21 protein-coding genes and 1 pseudogene are annotated in these 21,211 nt (G+C 60.2%); 4 read left to right on the top strand and 18 right to left on the bottom strand.

The annotated features are described in order from the left end of the window. Positions 1 to 42 precede the first annotated feature (42 nt). The 5 genes from RCO31_RS15825 to RCO31_RS15805 all read right to left on the bottom strand — a co-directional run bounded on the left by RCO31_RS15825 (position 43) and on the right by RCO31_RS15805 (position 4,695). Positions 43 to 936 (bottom strand): neutral zinc metallopeptidase, encoded by an 894-nt coding sequence (locus RCO31_RS15825; RefSeq protein ID WP_308969373.1) that lies wholly within the window; start codon positions 934 to 936, stop codon positions 43 to 45. A 224-nt stretch (positions 937 to 1,160) separates the two neighbouring features. Further along, positions 1,161 to 2,468: a TRAP transporter large permease gene (locus tag RCO31_RS15820; protein ID WP_308969371.1), complete on the bottom strand. Its 1,308-nt coding sequence runs from the start codon at positions 2,466 to 2,468 to the stop codon at positions 1,161 to 1,163. Then, positions 2,465 to 3,091, bottom strand: coding sequence for a TRAP transporter small permease (locus RCO31_RS15815; protein ID WP_308969370.1), 627 nt, complete (start codon positions 3,089 to 3,091; stop codon positions 2,465 to 2,467). The genes RCO31_RS15820 and RCO31_RS15815 overlap by 4 nt, the downstream gene beginning before the upstream one ends. A 94-nt stretch (positions 3,092 to 3,185) precedes the next feature. Continuing rightward, the gene (dctP, locus tag RCO31_RS15810; protein WP_308969369.1) at positions 3,186 to 4,229 is read right to left on the bottom strand and encodes a TRAP transporter substrate-binding protein DctP; all 1,044 of its coding nucleotides are present in this window, start codon (positions 4,227 to 4,229) and stop codon (positions 3,186 to 3,188) included. A gap of 268 nt (positions 4,230 to 4,497) precedes the next feature. Next, the gene (locus RCO31_RS15805) at positions 4,498 to 4,695 is read right to left on the bottom strand and encodes a hypothetical protein (protein ID WP_374991492.1); all 198 of its coding nucleotides are present in this window, start codon (positions 4,693 to 4,695) and stop codon (positions 4,498 to 4,500) included. A gap of 227 nt (positions 4,696 to 4,922) precedes the next feature. On the opposite strand from RCO31_RS15805, the gene RCO31_RS15800 reads away from it, so the two are divergent. From RCO31_RS15800 to RCO31_RS15790, 3 genes are all read left to right on the top strand, one after another. Next, the gene (locus RCO31_RS15800) at positions 4,923 to 5,345 is read left to right on the top strand and encodes a hypothetical protein (protein WP_308969367.1); all 423 of its coding nucleotides are present in this window, start codon (positions 4,923 to 4,925) and stop codon (positions 5,343 to 5,345) included. Positions 5,346 to 5,501: 156 nt separating this feature from the next. Beyond that, entirely contained in the window at positions 5,502 to 6,593 is a 1,092-nt protein-coding gene (locus RCO31_RS15795) for a DNA topoisomerase IB (protein ID WP_308969366.1), read from the top strand. 220 nt (positions 6,594 to 6,813) lie between these two features. Next, positions 6,814 to 6,990, top strand: a complete 177-nt coding sequence (locus tag RCO31_RS15790) for a hypothetical protein (RefSeq protein WP_308969365.1) — start codon at positions 6,814 to 6,816, stop codon at positions 6,988 to 6,990. A gap of 86 nt (positions 6,991 to 7,076) precedes the next feature. Here the strand turns inward: RCO31_RS15790 and RCO31_RS15785 are convergent, their stop codons facing one another. From RCO31_RS15785 to RCO31_RS15770, 4 genes are all read right to left on the bottom strand, one after another. After that, positions 7,077 to 8,135: a Crp/Fnr family transcriptional regulator gene (locus tag RCO31_RS15785; protein ID WP_308969364.1), complete on the bottom strand. Its 1,059-nt coding sequence runs from the start codon at positions 8,133 to 8,135 to the stop codon at positions 7,077 to 7,079. A gap of 78 nt (positions 8,136 to 8,213) precedes the next feature. Beyond that, positions 8,214 to 9,089 carry a GntR family transcriptional regulator gene (locus RCO31_RS15780; protein WP_308969363.1) on the bottom strand — a complete coding sequence of 292 codons (876 nt, stop codon included), beginning with the start codon at positions 9,087 to 9,089 and terminating at the stop codon, positions 8,214 to 8,216. Between the two features lie 868 nt (positions 9,090 to 9,957). Beyond that, entirely contained in the window at positions 9,958 to 11,397 is a 1,440-nt protein-coding gene (locus RCO31_RS15775; RefSeq protein WP_308969362.1) for a GntR family transcriptional regulator, read from the bottom strand. Between the two features lie 809 nt (positions 11,398 to 12,206). Continuing rightward, the gene (locus tag RCO31_RS15770; protein WP_308969361.1) at positions 12,207 to 13,400 is read right to left on the bottom strand and encodes an NADH:flavin oxidoreductase/NADH oxidase; all 1,194 of its coding nucleotides are present in this window, start codon (positions 13,398 to 13,400) and stop codon (positions 12,207 to 12,209) included. Between the two features lie 266 nt (positions 13,401 to 13,666). Between RCO31_RS15770 and RCO31_RS15765 the strand changes: the two are divergent. Continuing rightward, positions 13,667 to 14,114: pseudogene (locus tag RCO31_RS15765) on the top strand (NapC/NirT family cytochrome c); the annotation flags it as partial. 27 nt (positions 14,115 to 14,141) lie between these two features. Here RCO31_RS15765 and RCO31_RS15760 read toward each other — a convergent pair. The 9 genes from RCO31_RS15760 to RCO31_RS15720 form a co-directional block, all read right to left on the bottom strand. After that, positions 14,142 to 14,525: a rhodanese-like domain-containing protein gene (locus RCO31_RS15760; RefSeq protein WP_308969360.1), complete on the bottom strand. Its 384-nt coding sequence runs from the start codon at positions 14,523 to 14,525 to the stop codon at positions 14,142 to 14,144. A gap of 149 nt (positions 14,526 to 14,674) precedes the next feature. Beyond that, on the bottom strand, positions 14,675 to 15,124 hold the full coding sequence (locus RCO31_RS15755) for a hypothetical protein (protein ID WP_308969359.1): 450 nt from the start codon (positions 15,122 to 15,124) through the stop codon (positions 14,675 to 14,677). Between the two features lie 110 nt (positions 15,125 to 15,234). Further along, positions 15,235 to 16,236, bottom strand: a complete 1,002-nt coding sequence (locus RCO31_RS15750) for a putative sulfate exporter family transporter (RefSeq protein WP_308969500.1) — start codon at positions 16,234 to 16,236, stop codon at positions 15,235 to 15,237. A gap of 420 nt (positions 16,237 to 16,656) precedes the next feature. Beyond that, the gene (locus tag RCO31_RS15745) at positions 16,657 to 16,860 is read right to left on the bottom strand and encodes a hypothetical protein (RefSeq protein ID WP_308969358.1); all 204 of its coding nucleotides are present in this window, start codon (positions 16,858 to 16,860) and stop codon (positions 16,657 to 16,659) included. A 207-nt stretch (positions 16,861 to 17,067) separates the two neighbouring features. Further along, positions 17,068 to 17,559, bottom strand: a complete 492-nt coding sequence (locus tag RCO31_RS15740) for a Rid family hydrolase (RefSeq protein WP_308969357.1) — start codon at positions 17,557 to 17,559, stop codon at positions 17,068 to 17,070. A gap of 40 nt (positions 17,560 to 17,599) precedes the next feature. Further along, entirely contained in the window at positions 17,600 to 18,022 is a 423-nt protein-coding gene (locus RCO31_RS15735) for a cytochrome c (protein ID WP_308969356.1), read from the bottom strand. A 47-nt stretch (positions 18,023 to 18,069) separates the two neighbouring features. Beyond that, on the bottom strand, positions 18,070 to 19,668 hold the full coding sequence (locus RCO31_RS15730; protein WP_308969355.1) for an NAD(P)/FAD-dependent oxidoreductase: 1,599 nt from the start codon (positions 19,666 to 19,668) through the stop codon (positions 18,070 to 18,072). Between the two features lie 137 nt (positions 19,669 to 19,805). Further along, a complete protein-coding gene (locus RCO31_RS15725; RefSeq protein ID WP_308969354.1) occupies positions 19,806 to 20,537 on the bottom strand; it encodes an alanyl-tRNA editing protein in 732 nt (243 codons plus the stop codon). Between the two features lie 125 nt (positions 20,538 to 20,662). Then, complete coding sequence (locus RCO31_RS15720; RefSeq protein WP_308969353.1) at positions 20,663 to 21,184, bottom strand: hypothetical protein; 522 nt, start codon at positions 21,182 to 21,184, stop codon at positions 20,663 to 20,665. Positions 21,185 to 21,211 lie beyond the last annotated feature (27 nt).

The following is a 21,211-nucleotide window of genomic DNA, read 5'->3' as shown; positions in this document are numbered from 1 at the left end:
AGGCCGCGCTGACGTCGACTGCAACGGCTTGCGATTTGAGGATCAGTTGCTGCTGGTGTCGCTGTTGAACGTGTTGCAAGCCTGGATCGTGCCGTTCTTCAACCCGGTCATGAACCAGTATTCGCGCTGCGCCGACGTGCCGTGGGTAAAGCTGTCCGGCACGACGTACCCCTGCGACTGCTTCTGCAGCATGTCATCGCCGATCGCCTGGGCCGTCTGCAGCGCCGCTCTGACGTCGCCTGGCTGAATAAAATCGAACTTCTGTTGCGTCCTGTTCGCCCATACGCCGGCAAAGCAATCGGCCTGCAGCTCGGTCTTCACCGAAATCGCATTGCGCTGGACACTGCCGACTTCCTGCTCCCGCTCCTGAACCCTTGGAAGAATTCCAAGGAGGTTCTGAACATGGTGGCCGATCTCGTGCGCAATGACATAGGCGAAGGCGAAGTCGCAGGCGCTCTTCGGCCCCGCCGGGCAGGCGTTGAACTGCGTACGCATCTGATCGAAGAATTGCGTATCAAGATAGACGGTCTGATCGACAGGGCAGTAGAACGGGCCCATCGCGGTCTGGGCCATACCGCATCCTGACGTTGTCGACCCACTGAAGAGCACGAGTTTCGGTGCACGATAAGGCGGCCCACCGGCTGCCGCGAAGTATGCGCTCCACGTGTCCTCGGTCGACCCGAGGATCTGCCGGACGAATTTCTCCGAAGCCTGGGCCTGCGGATCCGACGGACTCGTTTGCGAACTCGTACCGCCGCCGTTTCCCTCGATGGCTTCATAACCGCCGATCAGCGTCAACGGATTGATGCCGGTGAAATAGGAGATGCCGCAGAGGACGACGATCGTACCGAGGCTCATTCCGCCGACCCGGAAGCCTCCACTGCTCCCACGGCGATCCACGACATTGTCTGATTCTCGGAAATCATCGGTTTCCATGAATTCCCGCTCGGTTCTGCTGAGGAGGTTGGCCCATGCCCATCACAGAGCAATCCCCGCAACGGGCTCGAAAAGCTTTGATTGCCGGGGCTTTACATCGGATGAAGGAATTACCGATGCTTTGAAGCTTTATCGGCCGGTGCCGCTGCAACCGGCCAATTGCCTATCGCAGCCCGCGGTTCGATCATGCGATCCGCCGAACTCGATATGGGCAGATCTCACGCTCAGCTGGCGCTGTTGACGATGAAGGTGACGATTTCCGGAAACGCCGTCAGCATCGCGATCGTGATGATATCGGCGATGATGAATGGGCCGATACCGCGAAAGATGTCACGCACAGGAATATCCGGTCGCACGCCGTTGACGACGAACACGACCAGACCGATGGGCGGCGAAAGAGTCGCAATGCCGTTCAACTTCACGAGGATGATGCCGAACCAGATCGGATCGAACCCGAGCGCCTGCACCACCGGGAAGATCACCGGCAGGGTGAGCAGAAACATGCCAATGCCTTCCAGGATGGTGCCGAGCAGCAGATACAACAGATAGATGGCGATCATGATCACCATCGGCGGCATGTTCAGCTCGGTCACCCACTCCGCGAGCGCCTTTGGCAACCCGACGAAACCGAGAAAGCGGGTGAAGATCAACACACCCCAGATGACGGTGAAAATCATCGCCGTCAGCTTGGCGGTCTCAAGCAACGCCTGCGTGAGTTCCTTTCGCTTCAGGCCGTGGAACAGGGCGATGACGAAAATGCAGAAAGCGCCGAGCGCGCCCGCCTCGGTTGGCGTCGCCCATCCAAACAGCATGCTGTAGAAGATGATCGCGATCACCAGCACGATCGGCAGAGTGCCCGGCAGCGAAGCGAAGCGCTGGCCCCAGGTGAAGCCGCGGATCGGCCGGCCGAGCGACGGGTTGCGACGGCACATGAAGGTGATGATTGCGGTATATACAAGCGCCGAGAAGATACCCGGCGCGAATCCCGCCACCAGCAGCTTGCCGACCGATTCCTCGACGATGATGCCATAGACGACAAGGAGTGCGCTGGGCGGTATCAGGCTGTCGAGCGTGGCGCCGGCGGCGACCACGCCTGCGGCAAGACGCCTATTGTAACCGGCCTTCAGCATCTCGGGGATGGCAACCTTGGCGAACACGGCCGCCGCGGCCGTATTCGCACCGGAGACCGCCGAGAAGCCGGCCACGGCATAGACGGTGGCGACCGCAAGCCCGCCCGGCATCCAGCCAAACCATCGGCGCGCCGCCTCGAAAGCAGCCTCGGTGATGCGCGCGTAGTAGGCGAGATAGCCGATGAGAATGAACATCGGCAGCACGCTGAGCGTATAGTTCGAAGTGGTCCCGTGCGGAATGGTCCCGATCGCGCTGATGCCCCTGCTCCAGCCCAACACGCTGATGAGGCCCAGCGTTCCGACGATCGCTGCTGCGAACGCGATCCGCACGCCCAGCACGCACAATCCAATCAACAGGCCGCAGCCCACCACGCCGAGTTGCAGAGGCTCCAGATCGATCATGTGCCGGTCCTGCCTTCGCGCCCAAGCGCTTCCTCGATTTCCGTTCGCGCCTGCTCTTCGGGTGTTTCCAGCATCGGCACAGCGATCGGCACCGCGTCCGGATAGACGACGAGGCGCGCATAATCGACAGTCTGCAGCAGCAAGCGAACCCAGAGCACCGAAAGAGCGAACGGCACCATCAGCTTGGACGGCCAAACCGGCAGGCGGATATCCATGCTTGAATCGCCGCGATACCAGGCGCGCAGAAAATTATCGAAAGTACTGTCGACGAGAAGCGTAATGATCGCTATCGCCACCAATACGGCCAGTCCTTCCATCGCCCACAGCAGGCGCTTCGGTAAGCCGCGCAAAATCAGGTCCATGCGCACATGGGCGCCGAGCCGCTGGCAGTAGGAGACGCCAAGGAGAGCGAAGATCGGACTGGCCTGCTCGATGTAGTCGATATAGCCGTAGATCGCCGTGCCGAACAGCGTTCGGCTCAGGATCTGGAAAACGGCGACGAGCATCAAGAAGAAGATGGCGGCGGCTGCGCACAAAGTCAGCGTATTTTCCAGCCAACTGAGCCATCGATTCACACGGAACAATACCGGTGCTGGCGGCACCGTTGCCGAGTGCAGGCTCATGCTTCTCTCCCGAAGACCGTTCGTCGCTTCGTGACGAGCGGCCGACGCTGGCGCCGCCGACGCAAGCGCGAGCTGTGGTTGCTGATGCTGTTGTTTAAGACTTCGGCGCTGCCTTTGCGGCGTCGAGAATCAGTTTCAGGAGCTCCTCGGCCGGAACGCCCTGCTTTGATTTTTCAGCGACCCACTCGTCCCACACCGGCTTAGCCGCGACGTTCTGGAATTCAGCGAGCTGCTCCTTCGAATAGGTAATGAACTCCAGGTTCTTCCGTTTGAATTCGGCGAGATACTTGTCGTCCGCCTCCACATAGGCCTTCTTCTGCTCGGCATAGGCGATCGCCTTACCCTTCTCGAGCAGCTCCTGATACTGCTTTGGCAGCTTGTTCCAGGCCTCGATGCCGATCACGACCGGGCATGCCTGGGTGCCTGGTGCAAGGTTGGATGTGAACCATTTGCCGACCTCGTAGGTCCGGTACGACCCGTGGGCGTAAGTCGAGGGAAACGACGCCGCGTCCACCGTGCCGCGCTCCAGGAGGTTGTAGACTTCCGTCGCGTCGACAGAGGTCGGCACCGCGCCGATCTTGGCCATCGCCGAGCCGATGCCACCAATCGCACGGACCCTGAGCCCCTTCCAATCCGACATCGTTTTCGGGGGCGGACTACTGCGGCCGATGAACTCATATTGTGGCAGCAGCGTCGACATGAACGGAAAGGCTTTCCACTTCGCCAACTCCTGCCGGATATAGGGGTGCTGATGGAATTTCTCGTGCACCTTCTCCTGCACGTCAGCATTTGGGAAAGGCAGGAAGGGAAGATCGAGGGCAGTATAGGCCGGGTGCTTTTCCGGATGGTACGAGGAGCACATGTTCGTCGCTTCGAGAGCACCGACCGAAACCAGATCGAGCAGCTCCTTCGGCTCGCCATACGAGCCGTATCCGACATTGATGGTGAACTTGCCTCCGGTCTGCTCTTTCACGTAGCTGGCGAGCGTATCGAGGCCTTTGCTCGCCGCCCTCGGCTTGCCCCACGCCCCCACCTTCCAGGTGACCTTCGGGCCATCGACCGTCTGGGCAGAGGCACTTCCGATCACAGCAAGTGCAGAACCAGCAGTCAGCGCAGCGATCAATGCGAGTGCACGCATATTAATCCCCTCCCGGGTAAAGCCGACCAATTTTTTGTTGTTTATTTTGCGGCACCTTAGCAGCGCCGAATCCAGGCCGCAAGCTGCGCCATTTCGCGGCAAGCGTCGAGCGTGAGTGCACGCGGGACCTATGCGGGCGTGACGCGGATTGGCGGACAAAGACAGTGCGTTGCCCGCGCACTCACATCGGACCGCGCCCGCCTTGATCTGCCATCATCACACGAGCTCTCGGCATATGGCACGCCAAGCGTGCGGAAAATCCTCTGGCCTATTTCCTTTGGGCGACGCCTTGTTCGGCGTTGCTTGCAGGATCGGCACGCTCATGCGCCAGCAGCTTGCTGGCTTCGATTTCAAGTATGTCGCTGACGGCAACCTGTTTGACGAAATCGCCAGTGTTCGGCGCGACGCCGAGCGCCGAGTTGACTCCGATCTTCTCACCGACGGAATGGGCCGTCGCAGGCGTCACCAGGATAGCGTGATGACCAAAAGAAGTTCCTCATCGAATTCTCCTTGATAAGATTCTTTTTAATCAGATGCTCAATGAACGGAATTCGAGTCCTGGAGTTCCTCGATAGGTAAGGGTGGCGACGGCCACGAGGACAAGCGCTCGGCAACGTCCTTGCCGATCTCGCCCGTTGACCAGTTCTGACCATCAGGCACAAATTGGCGCCCACTGAACTGGTGGCGAAGCCGATGACGATGAGATTGCTCCGTGTGATGAGTGGGGCCTTGCTGTTCGGCCTGCTGTTCGCTTCGGCTGGCGCGGCTTCTGCCACGTCCGGTCTTTCGCCGGCGCAGTCATCGGCAATAGCGCGGCAGATCGCCAAGCTGAAGTTTCGCGAGGAGCGCGCGCTTGCTGGCGAATGGAGCGACGCAAAGAAGGTCGCTGAATTCATCTGCCGGCCGCTCGCGCTCGCGACCCTCAAGCGCCATCTCAGCCAGGCCGACCGCGTCTTTCTGGGAAACAACGATCCCGCAACGCTTCGCCTCATCAGCAACCGTCGCCTGGAGGGCACCGGCCAGGTCCGGACGGGCAGCAGCTGGCACGCCTTTACCTTTGTCTGCGCGCTTGATCCGCTGACAGGCAAGGGAGTGTCATTCGACGCGAAGCTGTAACCCGGGACGCTATAGTTCTGAATTGATAGGGTGGAGCCGCTCCCGGCGAGCACCACGCGTCGTTCGCTTCAACTGAAATGGTTCCCCGCCGCAGAGCCATGCGCACCCGGAACAAATTGCTCCGGTCGCGGCTTTGCGTTCCTGAGGAGCAACACCATGTCGATCATTGTACCCGAGTCCTCGGTCGGTTCAAACAGTGGATTGGTACGATCGCGCGCGCGCTCGCTGGCGAAGCTCACCAAGACGCACGGTTTGAAGATTTGCCGTCGCGACGAGCTGACTATCCGGCGCTTGCGGCGCGGCGATCGCTTCTCGTTCGTCGGCGCCAACGGGCGCGCAATCAAGAGCGCCACGACCGTCTCGCGGCTGAGGTCGCTGGCCGTTCCGCCAGCCTATGAAGACGTCCGCTATGCAGCGGACCCGAACGCTCATCTTCAAGCGGTCGGCCGGGATGCGGCAGGGCGGCTTCAATATCGCTATCATCCGGATTGGGAGAAGGTCAGAGAGCTGCGGAAGGCGCGCCGGCTAGTCCGACTGATCTCAGTGCTACCGCGCATCCGCCGCAGCGTTGCCCAACGGCTGGCCCGCGCCGAACCGACCCGCGAATTCGCTCTGGCTGCGGTGATCGAACTGGTGGCAAGCACCGCCATCCGGCCCGGCGGCGAGACATATGCGACACTTCACCGTTCGCGCGGTGCGGCGACGCTCTTGAAGTCCAACGTGAGGACAGAACCTGACCGTCTCGTCCTGTCTTTCCGTGGCAAGGGCGGCAAAAGCGTTCAAAAGGAATGCCGCGCAGCGAATCTGCTGCGCGCCGTCAAAGTGCTCGTGACCTTGCCGGGCCGGCGCCTTTTTCAGTACCGCGACGACGGGGGCGAAGTGCGCGGCGTGACCTCTGCGCAGGTCAATGTCTTCCTGCGTGAGATCGCCGGGGTTCGCATCTCACTGAAGGACTTCCGCACGTTGATGGCTTCAGCCGCCGTCCTGGAATCGCTGGCGCACTGCGTCCCCGCCGCCAGCGCGCGGGCGCGCAATAGACAGGTCATGGAAGCCGTTCGCGACTGTGCGGAGGAGCTGGCAAACACGCCAGCGATCTGCCGCAAGAGCTACGTGCATGAAACAATTGTAACGGCGTTTGAGGATGGCCTGCTCGAGCGCTTTTCCGCACGTCTGAAGGCAAGCCGTTCGCAGGCCAAACGCGAACAGGTGCTCGCGCAGGTGATTGGCCTTGCGGCAAGTGGCTCTTAGCGAACGCTCTGGCGGGAGCTCTCTCGACCACGGACGGCTGCCTCCCCGCCGGCCCCATGACTGATCGTTGCGACGTTAACATTTGATAATGCGGCTTTCCGCCGTCGGCCTAAGCTTGGAGCATGCACCCTGTTTTCGTCGCCTTCATTTGTGCCGCGTCGGGAGCAGCGGTGTCCGGGTTCGGAGCCGCTCTTTTCTTTCAATTGTTCATGTGAATGAGATGAAAAAAATCCCCAAGGCAAACTATCCGACCCGCGAAGACATCGCCGAGCGCATCAAGGCTCGCGAGTGCGAAGCCTCGCGGCTGCCACCTGGACCCGCGCGGCAGTCCATCCTGATAGAGGTCGCCAAGTTGCGGGCCTATGCGGAAGTCAAGCGCTGGCTGCGATCGAACTGAACGCCGGTCGTGCTCCGGGGCGCGCTACATGACGTTGTCGGTCGCGCTCAAGCGACGTGACCGGAGCTGGCAATCCTCGCCGCCGGTTACATCGACGGATGTAAGTGCAGATAGGTCGGATCGAACTGTCCCAGCTCCTTAAGCTTCGGGCGATCCAACAGCTTGAATTCCCGCCGCACGATCTCCAGCAATTTCTCGTTGCGCAGCTGCCTGAGCACGCGGTTGATGTGAACTGGCGTCAGGCCCAAGCAGTCCGCAAGATCTGATTGGGTGACAGGCAATTCGAACGAGTCCTCGTGTGTGCGGCCGATAGGCTCGAGCCGTTCCCAGAGCTCCATGAGCAGGTGCGCCATCCGCTCCGTCGCTGTTCGCCGGCCGATGTTGATCATCCATTCCCGAAATATCGCCGCGTCCACCAGCGTTTCGCGCCAGAGGGCCGCTGCAGTGCCGGGGTGTCGTGCGCACAGGTCGAGGATATATTCATGCGGGATAAATCCCAGCGTGCATCCGGTGAGCGCCGTAAGGTCGTGATCCATGACATGGAGGTGCAGACTCTGCAGGTCCGGGATCTCGCCGGCAACATGGATGCTCAAAACCTGGCGGAGGCCGGCGCCCGTTGTCTTTGAGCGATAGGCGTACCCATCGATGATCAGGCAGCACTCGGTCGGCCTATCTCCCTCGACCACGATCCGCTGCTGCGGCGCATAAGATTTTCCTGCAATCGGCAGGCTTTCGAGCGCTCTGATATCCTCGTCATTCAGATCATTGGAAACGCGCAGCTTCTTGATGAGTGCTTCGGGAAGTGGCCCGCTTGGCATTGTGTGCACTTTCAGAAATGACAAACATCCGCTTTTCCAAATCGCATTTCCATTCCCGGCAGGACAACGACGGCGGCAAATCGAAGTTCCATCGCGTTTCTGAAGGCGTTCGCTCCAACGGTTCACATAGGTGCATGACGAAAACTGCGGCTCTCCGGCAAACATCTCTTCATCGCAGGAACGAAAGAGGCTCTCGTGTGTGACGTGCAGTACGAGGCGCTTGGCCCGAAAGATCCAGATGATGACATCGGCGCTCGACATTGCGCGTGCGGTTATAAGCCATTCGGAATGGTGGCCCGTCGGTGAGGAGCTGGCGCTCACGTTCATCGCTCGGTCGTTTACCGTGGCCTCCCCCGCAGTGATGCGAACGCGGTGATCTCGGTGACCACCTCTACTGATCCAACCTCAGTCGGGCCGTGTCAGTTTGGCCAGATAGTGCCTGCCCCCTACTATAGGGCACTGCCCGAGACGCCATACCGCGGGTTTGCCCTCGAGCGTGTAGATCACGCGATCGAGTCGCATGACTGTCGTCGCCGGCTCGACCTCCAGCGCATCGGCCACATCGGGCGCCACGCCACTGGCGGTGACCCGCTCCTCGCCACCCCCGAGCGACACTCCATATTGTTGCGCCAGGACGGACAGTCGCTGAGACGCGTCAAAGTGTGTCGCCAGGCGGGGAAACAGCTTTGTGGGCATCACGATGTCCTCGAGCATGTAGGGCTTGCCTCCGGTCAATCGCAGGCGGCGGACGCGGTGCACGCGTTCGCGCAGACGTAGACGTAGCCGCCGAACCTCGCGTTCGTTGACGGTCGTCTCGAGCAGGCTCAGCACCTTCACCTCCCCACCTAAGCGCTTGCCGTCACGCCCTCTGATGCAGCTGTAGCGCTCCGCGTGCTTGTCGGACAATGGATCGCTGACGAACCTTCCGCCGCCCTGATGACGAGTGAGGAGGCGCTCCGCTTCCGCCAGATCCAGGGCCTTGCGCATTGTGCTCGGGCTAACGCCGAGTTCGCGGGCCAATTCGCCCTCGTCCGGAATGGTCGTATGTTGCTTCCATTCGCCGGAGGAGATGCGCTCCGCGATCGCATCGCGTGTCTGGAGGTACAGCGGACGACTTGAGAAGCGACGGGACGACATTCGATTGTTGACGATAGACGTTTCTGGCAACTCTCTCATGGAGATGTTTTCCTTGTATTGGCGTGTCGCTTCGATCCGTGAAGAAGCACACAACGGCGCTTCGACTTGCACATCGGCAAGGAGCATGTGGATCGATGATGCCATCGCCTCCAGGAGAGCGCCAACACATTGTGTGAAGAATGCTATCGTCTCGCTAGCGTGTCGACGAACAGCAAACGACAGATAACCGATAACGAACCTGGCGAGATGTTCAGTGTCCCGTTTCCTGACCGGCTTGTCTGTTGTCAATCATGCAACGACGGACTCGTCGGGTAGTAACGATCTTGACATCGAGTGCTGGCGCATGTGCGCGTGCGATGTCAGCATCCGCATGCGTCGAGAGTTTTGTTCGGGGCGTTCACTGCGAGCCCCTCCTCCCGGGACGGCCCCCGCCAGCGTCAGGCGAGGCTCTCGACGCGAACTACCCGCGGATCGGTGTGCCCCGGAACCCTCACACCGGTCCGCGGACTTTTCAGCACCGATCTGATCATCCCGGCAGCTTTCGAAACCTGGGCACCTTTCAAGTGAGATAACGGCTACGCGTCGGTTTCACCTGGCACAGCCTTCCTCGCTGCATTCCGCACCAGCAATCTTCAGCAACACTTCAGTACCAAAGGAGCGCAAACGAGCTGCGCGACGCAGAATGCCTCCTTGCCTGGAAGAGAAAGACCCTCGCCGCGCGCTGGATCCGCAACGTGAGCCGAGCGCACGGAAGTTCCGCTGCAACTATGTCATCAGCTGCGGGCGATGCGCGTTCAACGCTGCACCAAGCGCGATCAAGGCTGCACCAAGCGCGATCAAGGCTGCACCAAGAATGTCCACTGGACAGCAAGCGGCGTCCTGATTGCACCCTTCGCCTGATAGTATCGTGAAAACCCGGGGGCCCGTTTGGACCGCAAATATATGGTCACTGCATAATTATGGTCGCTGCATTAATACTGGCTGGTTCGGCGGATTAGCGCATTCAAGGTCTCTATCTGAAATTCGCTCGATAGTACCTGCCGTCCTCCATCAGGCATTGTGCGAGGCGCCATTCCGCGGGTCTTCCGTCGTGGGTATAGATCACCCGATCTAGCCGCAGAAGCATAGGTTCCGCGGCCACGTGCAGCGCCGCAGCCACGTCGGGGGCGGCCGGACCGATGGTAAGCCACTCCTCGCCGCGGCCGAGCAACACGCAGAACCGCTGAGCAAGGACGGTGAGTTGCTGAGACGCATCGTCATGGCTCGCCACACCCGGGAACAGCTTGGTGGGCATCGCAACGTCCTCCAGCATGTAGGGCTTGCCGCCGGTGATCCGCACGCGACGGATACGATGGACCCGTTCATGCGGTCGTAAGCGTAGACGGCGGCTTTCTTTTTCGCTGACTGTGGTCTCCAGGACGCTCAAGACCTCCACGTCTCCGCTGAGGCGCTCGCCCTCCCGGTTTCTGATATTGGTGTAGCGCGCCGCGTGCTCGGCAGCTGATTGGTCGTTTACGAACGTGCCCCGGCCCTGACGGCGCGTGAGCAGCCGCTCCGCCTCCGCCAGATCCAAGGCTTTCCGGATGGTGCCCGCACTGACGCCAAATTCGCGCGCCAGCTCGCTCTCGTTGGGAATGGCAGCATGCGGTTTCCATGTGCCGGTGGCGATACGGTGCGCGATTGCGTCACGTGCCTGAAGGTATAGCGGACGGGTCAAGAAGCGGCTGGTGTGTAAGCCGTCCCCGTTATTCTGCATGTGCATTTTTGACGCCTCAAGCATAGGAGCTTCCCTTGGATTGTTGCTTCTTTTCAGTGTCTCGCGAACCAATTCGGCTACCGACGGCTCGGCCGCATGACAGTGAGCGGTTGCCTTTCGGTGGAGAAACATTTGCAGTGATGATGTCATCGTCTTAGAGATGACGCGAATCGATTGTGCGAAGAGAGTTATCTTCGTGCTAGTGTGGCAGTGGATGCTGGATGGACGACAACTGACATCAGATAGCGAATGAAGGACTGAGAACGAAAGTGCCGGTTCGCCGCGCATTTCGAAAGTGCGGGATGCCGCGTTGTGTGCCGGCGATCGCTCTGCTCTCTCACACAAGCCACGGATCAGCGTCCCGCGAAGCGCGTCAGCTTTGCTTCGCGCACAGACTTCGCGACGCGTCTGTCGCGCAAAGAGCGCCGCTGTAAAAAATCCAAGATCATGAATGATGATACCGGTCAGGATGCGCCCGATCGCACGCACGCAATAAAGCGCACGAACGAAAGCAATCGGATCCTTATGTTCATCTGCGCGCGCTTCAGCGTCCGCATGACGACGAGCCGATTGCTTCGCGCAAATTTTGCGGGCAACCAACTGATCGGCCGCGCGATTCTTCCTCCTCCAGTACAGATCGAAGTCGCGCTTCATGAGAAGATGAAATTTATGCGCACCACATGCGCCTTCTGTCATCGTTGAGCGCAGCGCGCGATGGTCCTAAAGCAGTCATGACGTGACGACGCGCACCGGCGCGGGCAATTGCAGCGTGTTCGAAATAGAAATTTCGTCGGCCCCTACGTCCGAGACAATCAGCGAGCCGGCAATAACCTGGCCGCTGTTGCCTTTAGGAGGAGCAGATATAGATCGCTTCGGCGAAGCTGCTCGGCGATTTCTTGGCGCCCGCAGTCGACTTGGATCGAACTGAAATCAAAGAGAGAACCAACGCGAGATTAGCCATTTCGCGCTCCAAATTGCACAGACGCATTGCCCCTCGTTGCGCTTGAGTTTTTGCAACGAAAGGTATTAAGAATCTCCTTCTAGGTGTAATATTCAACGTGTGCGCGCGCTTTGATACATGCATCGAATGTCGCGATCATCACGCGGTTTCAGCCACATCGCGTCTTTCTAAAAAGAATCAGAACCGCGACACGTTACCTCACCTCGGTCAAACGCATCGTTCGCAGCCTTCAAACGCGTCACCTCTTGTGATCGCGAAGCAGTCGTCCTCTCGTGACTGCTCGTCGCGCTTCTTGGTATCAATCGGCTTAAACTGTATGAAGCGTCAGAATTTCTTAGAGGTTATGGCCTCACAACATGCCACGTCTCGAGAGTCCAGCCTCTTCGCGTCGCACGCTGGGTTCCATGAAGGCCGCGAGGCGTCGTCAAGTCGAAGACAGCGAGCGGTGTTCCGTACGTGCTATTCGCTCGCCGAGCTTTGTCGCGCTCGATCTCTTTAGAACCGCTGTGAATTGCTGGTCAGTCGCAGATCCCTGTAGCTCAAATCATGCGCGACGTGTGACCTCGCCAGTCGGCGTGGCGAAACCTTCCATCGTCCTGATACGCTTCTCCAGCCACCAGCCATATTCCGGAGTCCAGTCTTCGAAACGCTGATTGATGCCGAGATCGTGCGCCCAATGGTGCGCAATATTGGGATTGAACTGGGACTGCCGACCGATCGCGATGAGATCGGCTTGGCCCTTTTGAAGAATGGTCTCGGCCTGCTGCGCCTCGAGGATCAGGCCGACCGCCATTGTCGGGATATCTGCTTCCTTGCGTACCCGTCCGGCGAAGGGAACCTGAAAGCCCAGGCTGCGCGGCACCTGCATCGCTGTCGCCGCGCCGGAGATACCGCCCGAGGAGCAGTCGATCACGTCTACGCCGCGGGCCTTCAACTCGCGTGCAAAAATAATCGTATCGTCCATGTTCCAGCCCTCCTGCGTGCCATCGACCGCCGAGAGGCGCAAGAATAATGGCATCGAGGCTGGCATTTCACGGCGTACCGCCTCGGCGATCTCAAGCGGCAGGCGCATGCGTCCCGCCCGGTCGCCGCCGTATGCGTCATCGCGCGTATTCGAGACGGGCGACAGAAACGAAGCGAGTAGATAGCCGTGCGCAGCGTGGATCTCGATGGTGTCGAATCCGGCGCCCACCGCACGCCTCGCCGCGGCGGCCCACGTCCCCACCATTGCCTTGCACTCGGCTGTCGTCAGCTGCCGCGGCACCAGCCAGCCCTTAGCGACAGGCTCGGCTGTCGGTCCGACCGGCTGCCACACCTTGGCGCCGGACTTCAGATTCTCCTCGGTCAGCGGTCCCATGCCCTGCATGGCGGTCTGGGAGGACGCCTTGCGGCCGCCATGGGCGAGTTGAATGCCGATCGCCGCACCCTGGCGCTTCATGAAAGCGATCAAAGGCTTGAAGCTTTCCATCTGGGCATCGTTCCAGATGCCGAGATCATGCTCGTTGATGAGGCCGACCTCCTCGACGCCGGTGGCCTCCACGAAGACGAGACCGAAGCCCCCGAGCGCGTAGCGGCCGAGATGCACGGTATGAAACGTACCGCAGGTATTTCCCGGGTCGCAGCGATAGTGGACCATCGGCGGCACGACGAGGCGGTTCTTCAACGTCAGGCCGCGAATAGCGAGCGGCAGGAACAACATCGGCCGCGCGATCTGACCATTGGTCGATCCGTCATTCATTCGAGCGCCTCCCGGAACCATCGCCCCGGCCCTATTGATCAGACCGGTTGATCGAACGCTTTCGAGGATCCATGGCACGGTTCATCGCCTTGAACCTTCTCGTCTCGTTCACTGGCAATCAAAGCACGAGCGATAGACGCGAGTCGAGTGACGGCGATGTCCGCGACCGAAGTCCTGATGGGCACCAGAGGGGAGCGCTGATTGCGCGATTGCGCGGGCCTGACGCTCAGTTGGTGACCCGGACCACGCAAAGACATTTTGCCGGCCCGGACTGCCGCGTGCCGCATCGATGGACGGACAGATCGCACGCAAGATGCAGGCATCAAAGGAAGTCTGGGGCAAGATCTTCGGCACGATCTCGATCGCGTCAAAATTCCAGGATATGCGGCTCGAACTCGCGAAACATGAGTGGGCGCGCCTCAAGTTCAACGACTCACTGGAGTGTCCAAACTGCCACTCGTCGATAGCGATGGATTTCGCCAAGCAGACACGCAGGGCGGCCGAGATTCACGAGAAGTTCCTGGTAACGGGTGAGAGAACTTGCATCGATTGCCACAGGGGAATTGCGCACGAACTTCCAGACATGACCGGCATCGATCCCGGCTGGAGCCGCCGCCTGAACAGCGAGGCCGGCGGAGCTTCCACGATCCCGTCTTGAACGAGCTTCGTCGTTATCTGACGTCGGTGACGCCAGGTTCACCGACATCAGACTGAGAGTCACGCGCTTAGACGGTGCGATCCTTACGTCGCCGGCTCCACTTCGGTTCCCGCATCGGCAAGTTCTTTGAAACCACCGATGTTGAAGACCTTCGTATACCCCATCTCCTGAAGGGCTTTTCCAGCCAGCGCAGAGCGACCACCAGACGCACAATGCAGAAGGATCGTCTTGTCCTTGCTGAACGCTTGATTGTGATAGGGGCTGTCGGGATCGGCGCGAAACTCCAGCATGCCCCGCGACACGTTCAGAGCACCTTTGATCCTGCCCGTCTGCTGAACTTCATTCGGATCACGGACATCGACAATCAACACGTCCGGAGACTGCATTTTCTCGGCCGCTTCAGCAGGCGACAACTTCGGAACCGCAGCATTCGCTTCTGCCAACATCTGCTTCACATTTTGGGGCATCGCTTTCCTCCAGCGGGCTGTTTTGGCCGCAACGCAATCGTATACGTAGTCGCGTCCTCACGACAATATGCTGAGCCGTCGTCGCGGACTTGCGCAAGCGCAGAAACTCGTTTGCATTCAATGGAGTCCGCCAACTCACGAAGCCGGCATCAACGCTGCGCAAACGCTACGGCGGCCTCGCCTGCAGAGCGTCCGCTCAACGCTGCCGCATCGGACAGCAGGCCAGCCGATCCGACCCAGTCGCCACAGATGAAGAGGCCCTCACCATTCTGGACCACAACGCCCGGGCGGCCGTTCGTGTCGCCCGTCGCCGCAAGCGGGATGGACGAGATCGCCGGCATGGCTGGCAGAAATTGGCGCGCTCGCTCTTGCTCTCGCCAACCAGGCTGCGTCAAATCCATAAACTCTTCGAGTTCGGCAATGAGCCGATGGCGGTCGGGCTTCTCGCCGGGTTCGAGATAGCGCATGGTGTGCACGAGAGCCGCACCTTCCGGCGCGAGACGCACAGCCGCACTGTGGACCGAGAAGAGTGGTCGGTCGACGCCGAGCGCGAACAGAACGTCGGGACGCGGCAGGCTCGCGAGACCCAGATCAGGCATGCCACCCTCACTGGCACCGCATCAGCTGCCCCATGAAACGTCTTGAGCGCAGGAAAGAGCTCTGTCGCTTGCGCCGGGTTAGCTTCTTCGAAAGGCGTCCGTAATCGTGATCAGTTGAAAAGCTGTATGAGCCCAATGCTCAGCGCGAGCAGAAGCAGCAACGACAGCGTAACGGCTGCCGTCACACGTCCTCCGACCTTGACCAGAACCCGAACGTCGACCCCAAGACCGAGCGCCGCCATCGAAATGACGGTCAGGAAGACGGTGACTTTCCTTATGGGGTCGGCCAGGTCGCCAGGCAGGGCACCCAATGAGCGCAGAGCCGCCAGCGCCAGAAATCCGAGAATGAACCACGGCACAAACTTGAACAGGCTGAACCGCTTTCCGCCTGTCTTGCTGGTTGGATCAGTGTGCCAGCGCGACGCAACCAGCGACAGTCCAACGACAAGCGGTCCAAGCATCAACACGCGCACAAGCTTGACAAGCGTGCCGACCTGCGCACTGACAAACCCGGCCGGCACAGTTGCCGCGAGAACCTGCGGGACCGCGTAGACAGTGAGGCCGGCAAGAATCCCATACTGTGTTGCGGATAGCTGCAGCAGAGGAATGAGAAGCGGCAGACCCAGCACCATCATGACGCCGAGGATGGCGGTGAAGGAGATCGACGATGCGATGTCGTCACCATCTGCTCCGATCACAGGCGCAACGGCGGCAATCGCCGAGTTGCCGCAGATCGAATTGCCGCACGCAATGAGAATCGAAAGCTTTGTTGGCAGCCCGAGCAAACGGCTCAGCCCGTAGGTCGCGCCCAGCGTGACGAATACGGTCAGGACAACGATGGCCAAAAGCAACGGGCCGGAGGCAGCGATCATCGCAAAGCTGATCGAGGCGCCGAGCAGCATGACCGCGACTTCGAGCAACTGCTTGGCGCTGAATGCGATGCCGTATTGCCACCGCTGCGGTGGCGTCCAGAAGGCACGCAGGACCATCCCCAGGAGGATCGCCATGACGAGCGCCTCAACATAGGGATGCTCAAAGAAGCGCAGTTCAATGAATTCGAAACCAAAGGCGACCGACGCAATCAGGATGCAAAGCAGCACCCCGGGAAGCAGTCTCGTAGGGTAGTCGACAAGAGCAGCAAATCGCCCCTTTGGCGCGTCGTTATCGCGAGGCACAGAACTCTCCGGATAGGAACGCTTTTATGCGCTCTGGCGGGCTTTGGTGGTAGTATATTTTCGTTCTGGGCCAATAGGGAGAAGTTATTCCCCTAAATTTGCGTTTGCCACGGTTGTTCGCAGCGTTGCTCGGACCCGCGGTTTGTCGCGAGATGGATCAGCCAGCCAGGCCAAATTCGAGATCGCGTTGGAACACTCGATCGAGGGCAAGCCGGGTTAGGGCCGCGGGGCCTACCGGACAAGAATAAAGAGAAGAGCCTCGAGCGACACGCGAGGCCAGCAGCAGCGCGGGGAAGGATTGATATAGCGGCTACGAGCGCATTCGATCGTAGCCAACCGTCACTGATCGAAACGCGCCTAGCTCAGAACGCTCCGCAGAATCGCGGCGAGCCGATCGAAGTCAAAAACACCAGGGTCGAAATAGGTCGCGCGCGCTGCGACGATGAGGACAACAGCCGACCAGAAGACGACGGCCCCCGTCCGCAGCAACCAGCTGGACATGCGGCCGCCCTGCCGGCGTTCCGGTTGCCCCAATCGCTCTCCAAAAGGCTCGAACGTCATTCGTTCCGTCGCTGCAGATCCAGGAAGATACTGCAGACATAATCGGCACTCCTTCTCAATCCGGCAATGGAACCGATTGGCTTTTTCGGCCCGAAGCCGAGAACCGGATTCTCCTAATCGTCAGCGGCGCGCATGGTTCATGCTAGGCGTCCCTTGGCGGTGCCGATTTCAGGTTTTTCTGCCCTGCCGCGGGAGCTGCCAGACCCCTCATTTTGCGTCCTTCACGGCGATCACCTCGATCTCGACGAGATAGCCCGGGTTGGCAAGCGCGGCCACGCCGAACACCGAGCGCACCGGCAATTTCGGCTGATCACCACCGTAGAACTGTGTGTAGCCTTCCATGAAGGCTTTGAAGTCCATCGGAGCGCGCGAGTCGTGGACCAGAAAAACCTGCATCTTGATGACGTTAGCCATCGTCAGACCGAGGCCTTCGAGAATGGCCTTGGTCTTGTTGAGGACACCGACGGTCTGCGTCTTCACGTCGCCATAGGCCTGTGTAGTGTTCGGCGCGGTGTTCTTGTCGACAAGCGGTGGCACTTGACCGCTGATATAGTAGGTCGTCGTGTTACCGGAGACCTGCACCGCCTGAGCGATCGGAAACGTCGAATTAGGAATCGGGTGCCGGACGACTTCAGCTTGCGCGTTACCCATGGCTGCAAGAAGAGCCAGCCCAAGCGACACTGCCAATCGGAACTTCATAGTCTGCATCCTTGTTTTTGAGAGAGAGGCAAACGCCGCGTCAGGGACGAACGCCCTTGGCGTCTTCCGCCGTAACCGCATCGTTGTAGGCGTTGCCGAAATTGGTGCGCACGTAGTTCACGACTTCGGCGACCTGTTCGTCGCTCATCATCACACCCAGCGGCGGCATTCCCCTGAGCCCGTTGACCACCACCGTGACCGGGTAGCCGCCGGCTTCGAGGTTCTTGTTATCGGCCAGCGAGGGGTACGAGCCCGCGCCGACAGCTCCCTTGCCGTCCTGCATATGGCAACCTTGACAAACGCTTGCGTACAAGTCGGCCCCGCTCTTTGCCGCAAATCGAACAGTGGTGCTGAGCATCGGAACCGGCACGGTTTGCGCGACGGCCTCGACCGGCAGGGCCAACACAAACGCAAACGCGCAGACAATGACAGCGATACGCGAGAAGGAAAATGCTGTCGTCATTGAAGCAGGTCTCGGCCGCGAAGAAAAGTTCGGATGATGGATCGATCTCATGCTTTCACGACACGCTCATGGAGGCGGGAGATGGCGTCGAGCGAAGACAGGATGGCGCCTTCCATCCAGGCCGGCAGATAGGAGGCGTGCTCGCCTGCAAGCACGATCCGTCCATCCATCTGACAGAGGTTGTCATAGTGTTCCTGTCGCATCTTGTCGTTCCAGCTCGCAGCGCAGCCGAGCGTGAAGGGAACGCGATGCCAGGCGACCGAGATGCCATTTTCGAACTCCGCCTTGTACTGCGGGTGCAGCCTGGAGCCGTACTCCACCGCATGCTCGACGCGCTGGCGCGGTGTCATGGCGGTGAACTCGTAGGAGTTCGGGCCGCCATAGAGATAGGCACCGAGCAACACGCCTCTGCCGGAGTGGTTATAGGCCGTGCTCGGATAGGAGATCTGCCGGATCGGCAGGTTCGTGTAGCTGATGCCGCCATAGATGGCCTCATCTTCCTCCCAGAAGCGGCGCTTGAACTGCAGGCCTACCTTGATCGAAGCCGCGTAAGGCACGGCATCGATCGCCGCCTTCAGCCTGGCGCCGACGTCCGTCTCGATCTGACTGAGCACTGGCAACGGAATCGTACAGATGCACCAGTCCGCTTTCGCCTGCTGGGGCGCGGCAGGACCATTCCCGTCCTGGTAAGTGACGGTTACACCACGTTCGTTCTGCTGAATGCGGATCACCTTCGCATTGTACTTGATGAGGCTTCCAACCTCTTTAGCGAAGGCCTTGCCGATCATATCCATGCCGCCGACCGGTTGGAACATCGTCGTCTGGAATTCATACAGCGCGAAATTCTGCAGATTGCGCCACAGCTGCGATTTCAGGATGTCAGACAGCGCGAGCGGGATGCCCGGCGTCGGTGCCGCTCCGAGTCCGCCGCCCGGATCCCTCGCAAAGCCACGAAAATCGCCGGAGATCAGGTTGGCCTTGTAGGCATAGTTCGCGTCGAGCGCTCCCCAGGCTTTCAGTGCCTGCAGGAGAATCTCCTTGTCCTCTTTGGACACTGCGTCGTCGAGTTTGCCCTGCTGGGTGGCTTTCGCCAGCAGCTCAGAAACCTGCCCTTGGAAGTCGGTCTTGACCTCTCGAATGCGTTGCGGCTGGCCATCGAAACCGTTGGTCGAGTGCAGCAGCGCATTGTGATTGAGCTGAATGAACGGTTCGAGTGCGACGCCAAAGCGCTTGCAGTAATCGAGCACAGCGTGGTGATGGTAGGGAATGCGCCACGGCCCCGGATTGATGTAAAGGCCGTTCTCGAATTCGCAGGTCTGTTTCGCCCCGCCAAGTTCGGTGAAAGTATCGCCGCCGCGCAAGGTCCAGTTGCGGCCGCCGGGCCGGTCATTGAACTCGAGAACCTCGACCTTGTAGCCGGCCTTGCGCAACTCGAAGGCCGCGGTCATGCCCGCAAGCCCTGCACCCAGGATGAGGACGGAAGCCCCTTTGGGATCACCGTTCAGCTTGATCGGGCCTTTATAGGCCGACTCGGTCGCGAACCCGAGACTCGTCATCGCGTGATACATCGCCGCGCTGCCGGCAACTGTTCCGATCAGAGACAACAGGTCACGGCGGCTCACGCTCGATGCTGGCTGCTGCTGCATCGCCGGTCCTCATTTCATCGCTGCTTTTGAGAACAATCAATCACGCAACAGAACGCGTTTGATCTTGCCGCGCTCAGAACCAGATCGTCAATCCGTCTTTGCGCCTGCCGCAAATACATGCCGCTGAAGTGATCACGTCATGTCCCCGGCGCGATTCCAACGAGACCGATTTTCACGCGCCGATTATGCCGGCCCTTGTTCTCGATCTTCAGCACACGCACCGGCCGCGATCCGCCGGTCGAAGCCAGATGTGTGCCGCCGCAGGCCTGACGATCGAGATCAGCGATGTCGACGATGCGGACCTTGCCATCGGGCGTGGGCGGAGGCGCGGCCGAGCGCGTACGGATGAGTCCCGGTGTGCCGATCACCTCGTCCAGTGGAATATAGCTGTCGCCGACCGCGAGGTTTGTCCGGATTGCATCGTTGATTGGTCCGTCAAGCGCACGCAGCCGTTCATTGTCCGCGTCGGGAAGATCGAAATCCATGCGCGCGGTGCCGTCATGGTTCATCTGCACGCCGGTCACCAGCGCGCCATCGAACTGCTGGTACACGAACGCGTTGAGCAGGTGCGTGTCCGTGTGCAGCTCGCGCATTATCTGGCGAAAGGCGGGATCGACTACGGCCTCTGCACTACCGGAAAGCTCGACCGGCGCGCCGAGCAGCAACCACATCCGCCCGCCATCGGGCTCGAACCCGACGACCGGGACCTCGCCGCTGTTCCACCGTACGAGCCCCTTGTCGGCAAGCTGCCCACCACCGCCGGGAAAGAACGGCGACTCTGCCAGCATGACCCGCCCCGGCGCGGCGTTGATCACCTTGGTCTCAAGCGTCAGCGTGTCGGAATGCTCGTGATAGTAAAGACGCGACATGACAAGCTTTCCTTTCCGACCACTTTCGACGCCGTCAGGCATTTGCCTTGTACAAGCCGGCTCCGCTTCGTGCTGCCCGTCCATCCTCAAGGCACGGCAGGCAGTGCGCGCCCTGACTCCCGGGCCTACGAATCCGGCAGCGCGACCCACAGCTGCTTGGCGAAGCCCCGCTTGTCGAGCGTCCAGGTCGCGTTGACGACCTGCGCACGGCCATTGCGGCATCTGTACGAGTAAGCGGCATCGTGGCCCGTCGCGAAGGCCGGAACGCTATCCTGGCTCGGATGGTCTCGGCAAAATGCGGTCGCGCCGCGGTTCTCGCGCGCCGTGCTGATCTTGCTGCATGGCAAGTTGGCGCCGATAAAACAGACCATGACCTTTCCCTGCATGCAGCGGTAATGGGCCTGCCTCTGCAGGTCCGATGCATCGGGTTCGCCCTTCGCATCCGGAAACAGCTGCTTGAACGCGCGCGCTGTCTGTTGGCGAAGCGCCGGCGAATAGTCGCGGATCGTGTCGTCGTTGCCGACCCGCGCGCAGAATTGCACAAGGCTCTCACCGGAGGACTTCTCCTGTGCCGCCGACGGCCGCGTTGAGACAGCGACAAGTGTAACGACCAGCACCGCAGCGGCGATGCATGCGAGCGGCCTCATGTCATCCTCCCACATTGTCCGACCCGT

The organism is Bradyrhizobium sp. LHD-71, assembly GCF_031157255.1.
Classification (GTDB): domain Bacteria; phylum Pseudomonadota; class Alphaproteobacteria; order Rhizobiales; family Xanthobacteraceae; genus P52-10.
This window is presented reverse-complemented; position numbering and strand designations above follow the sequence as displayed.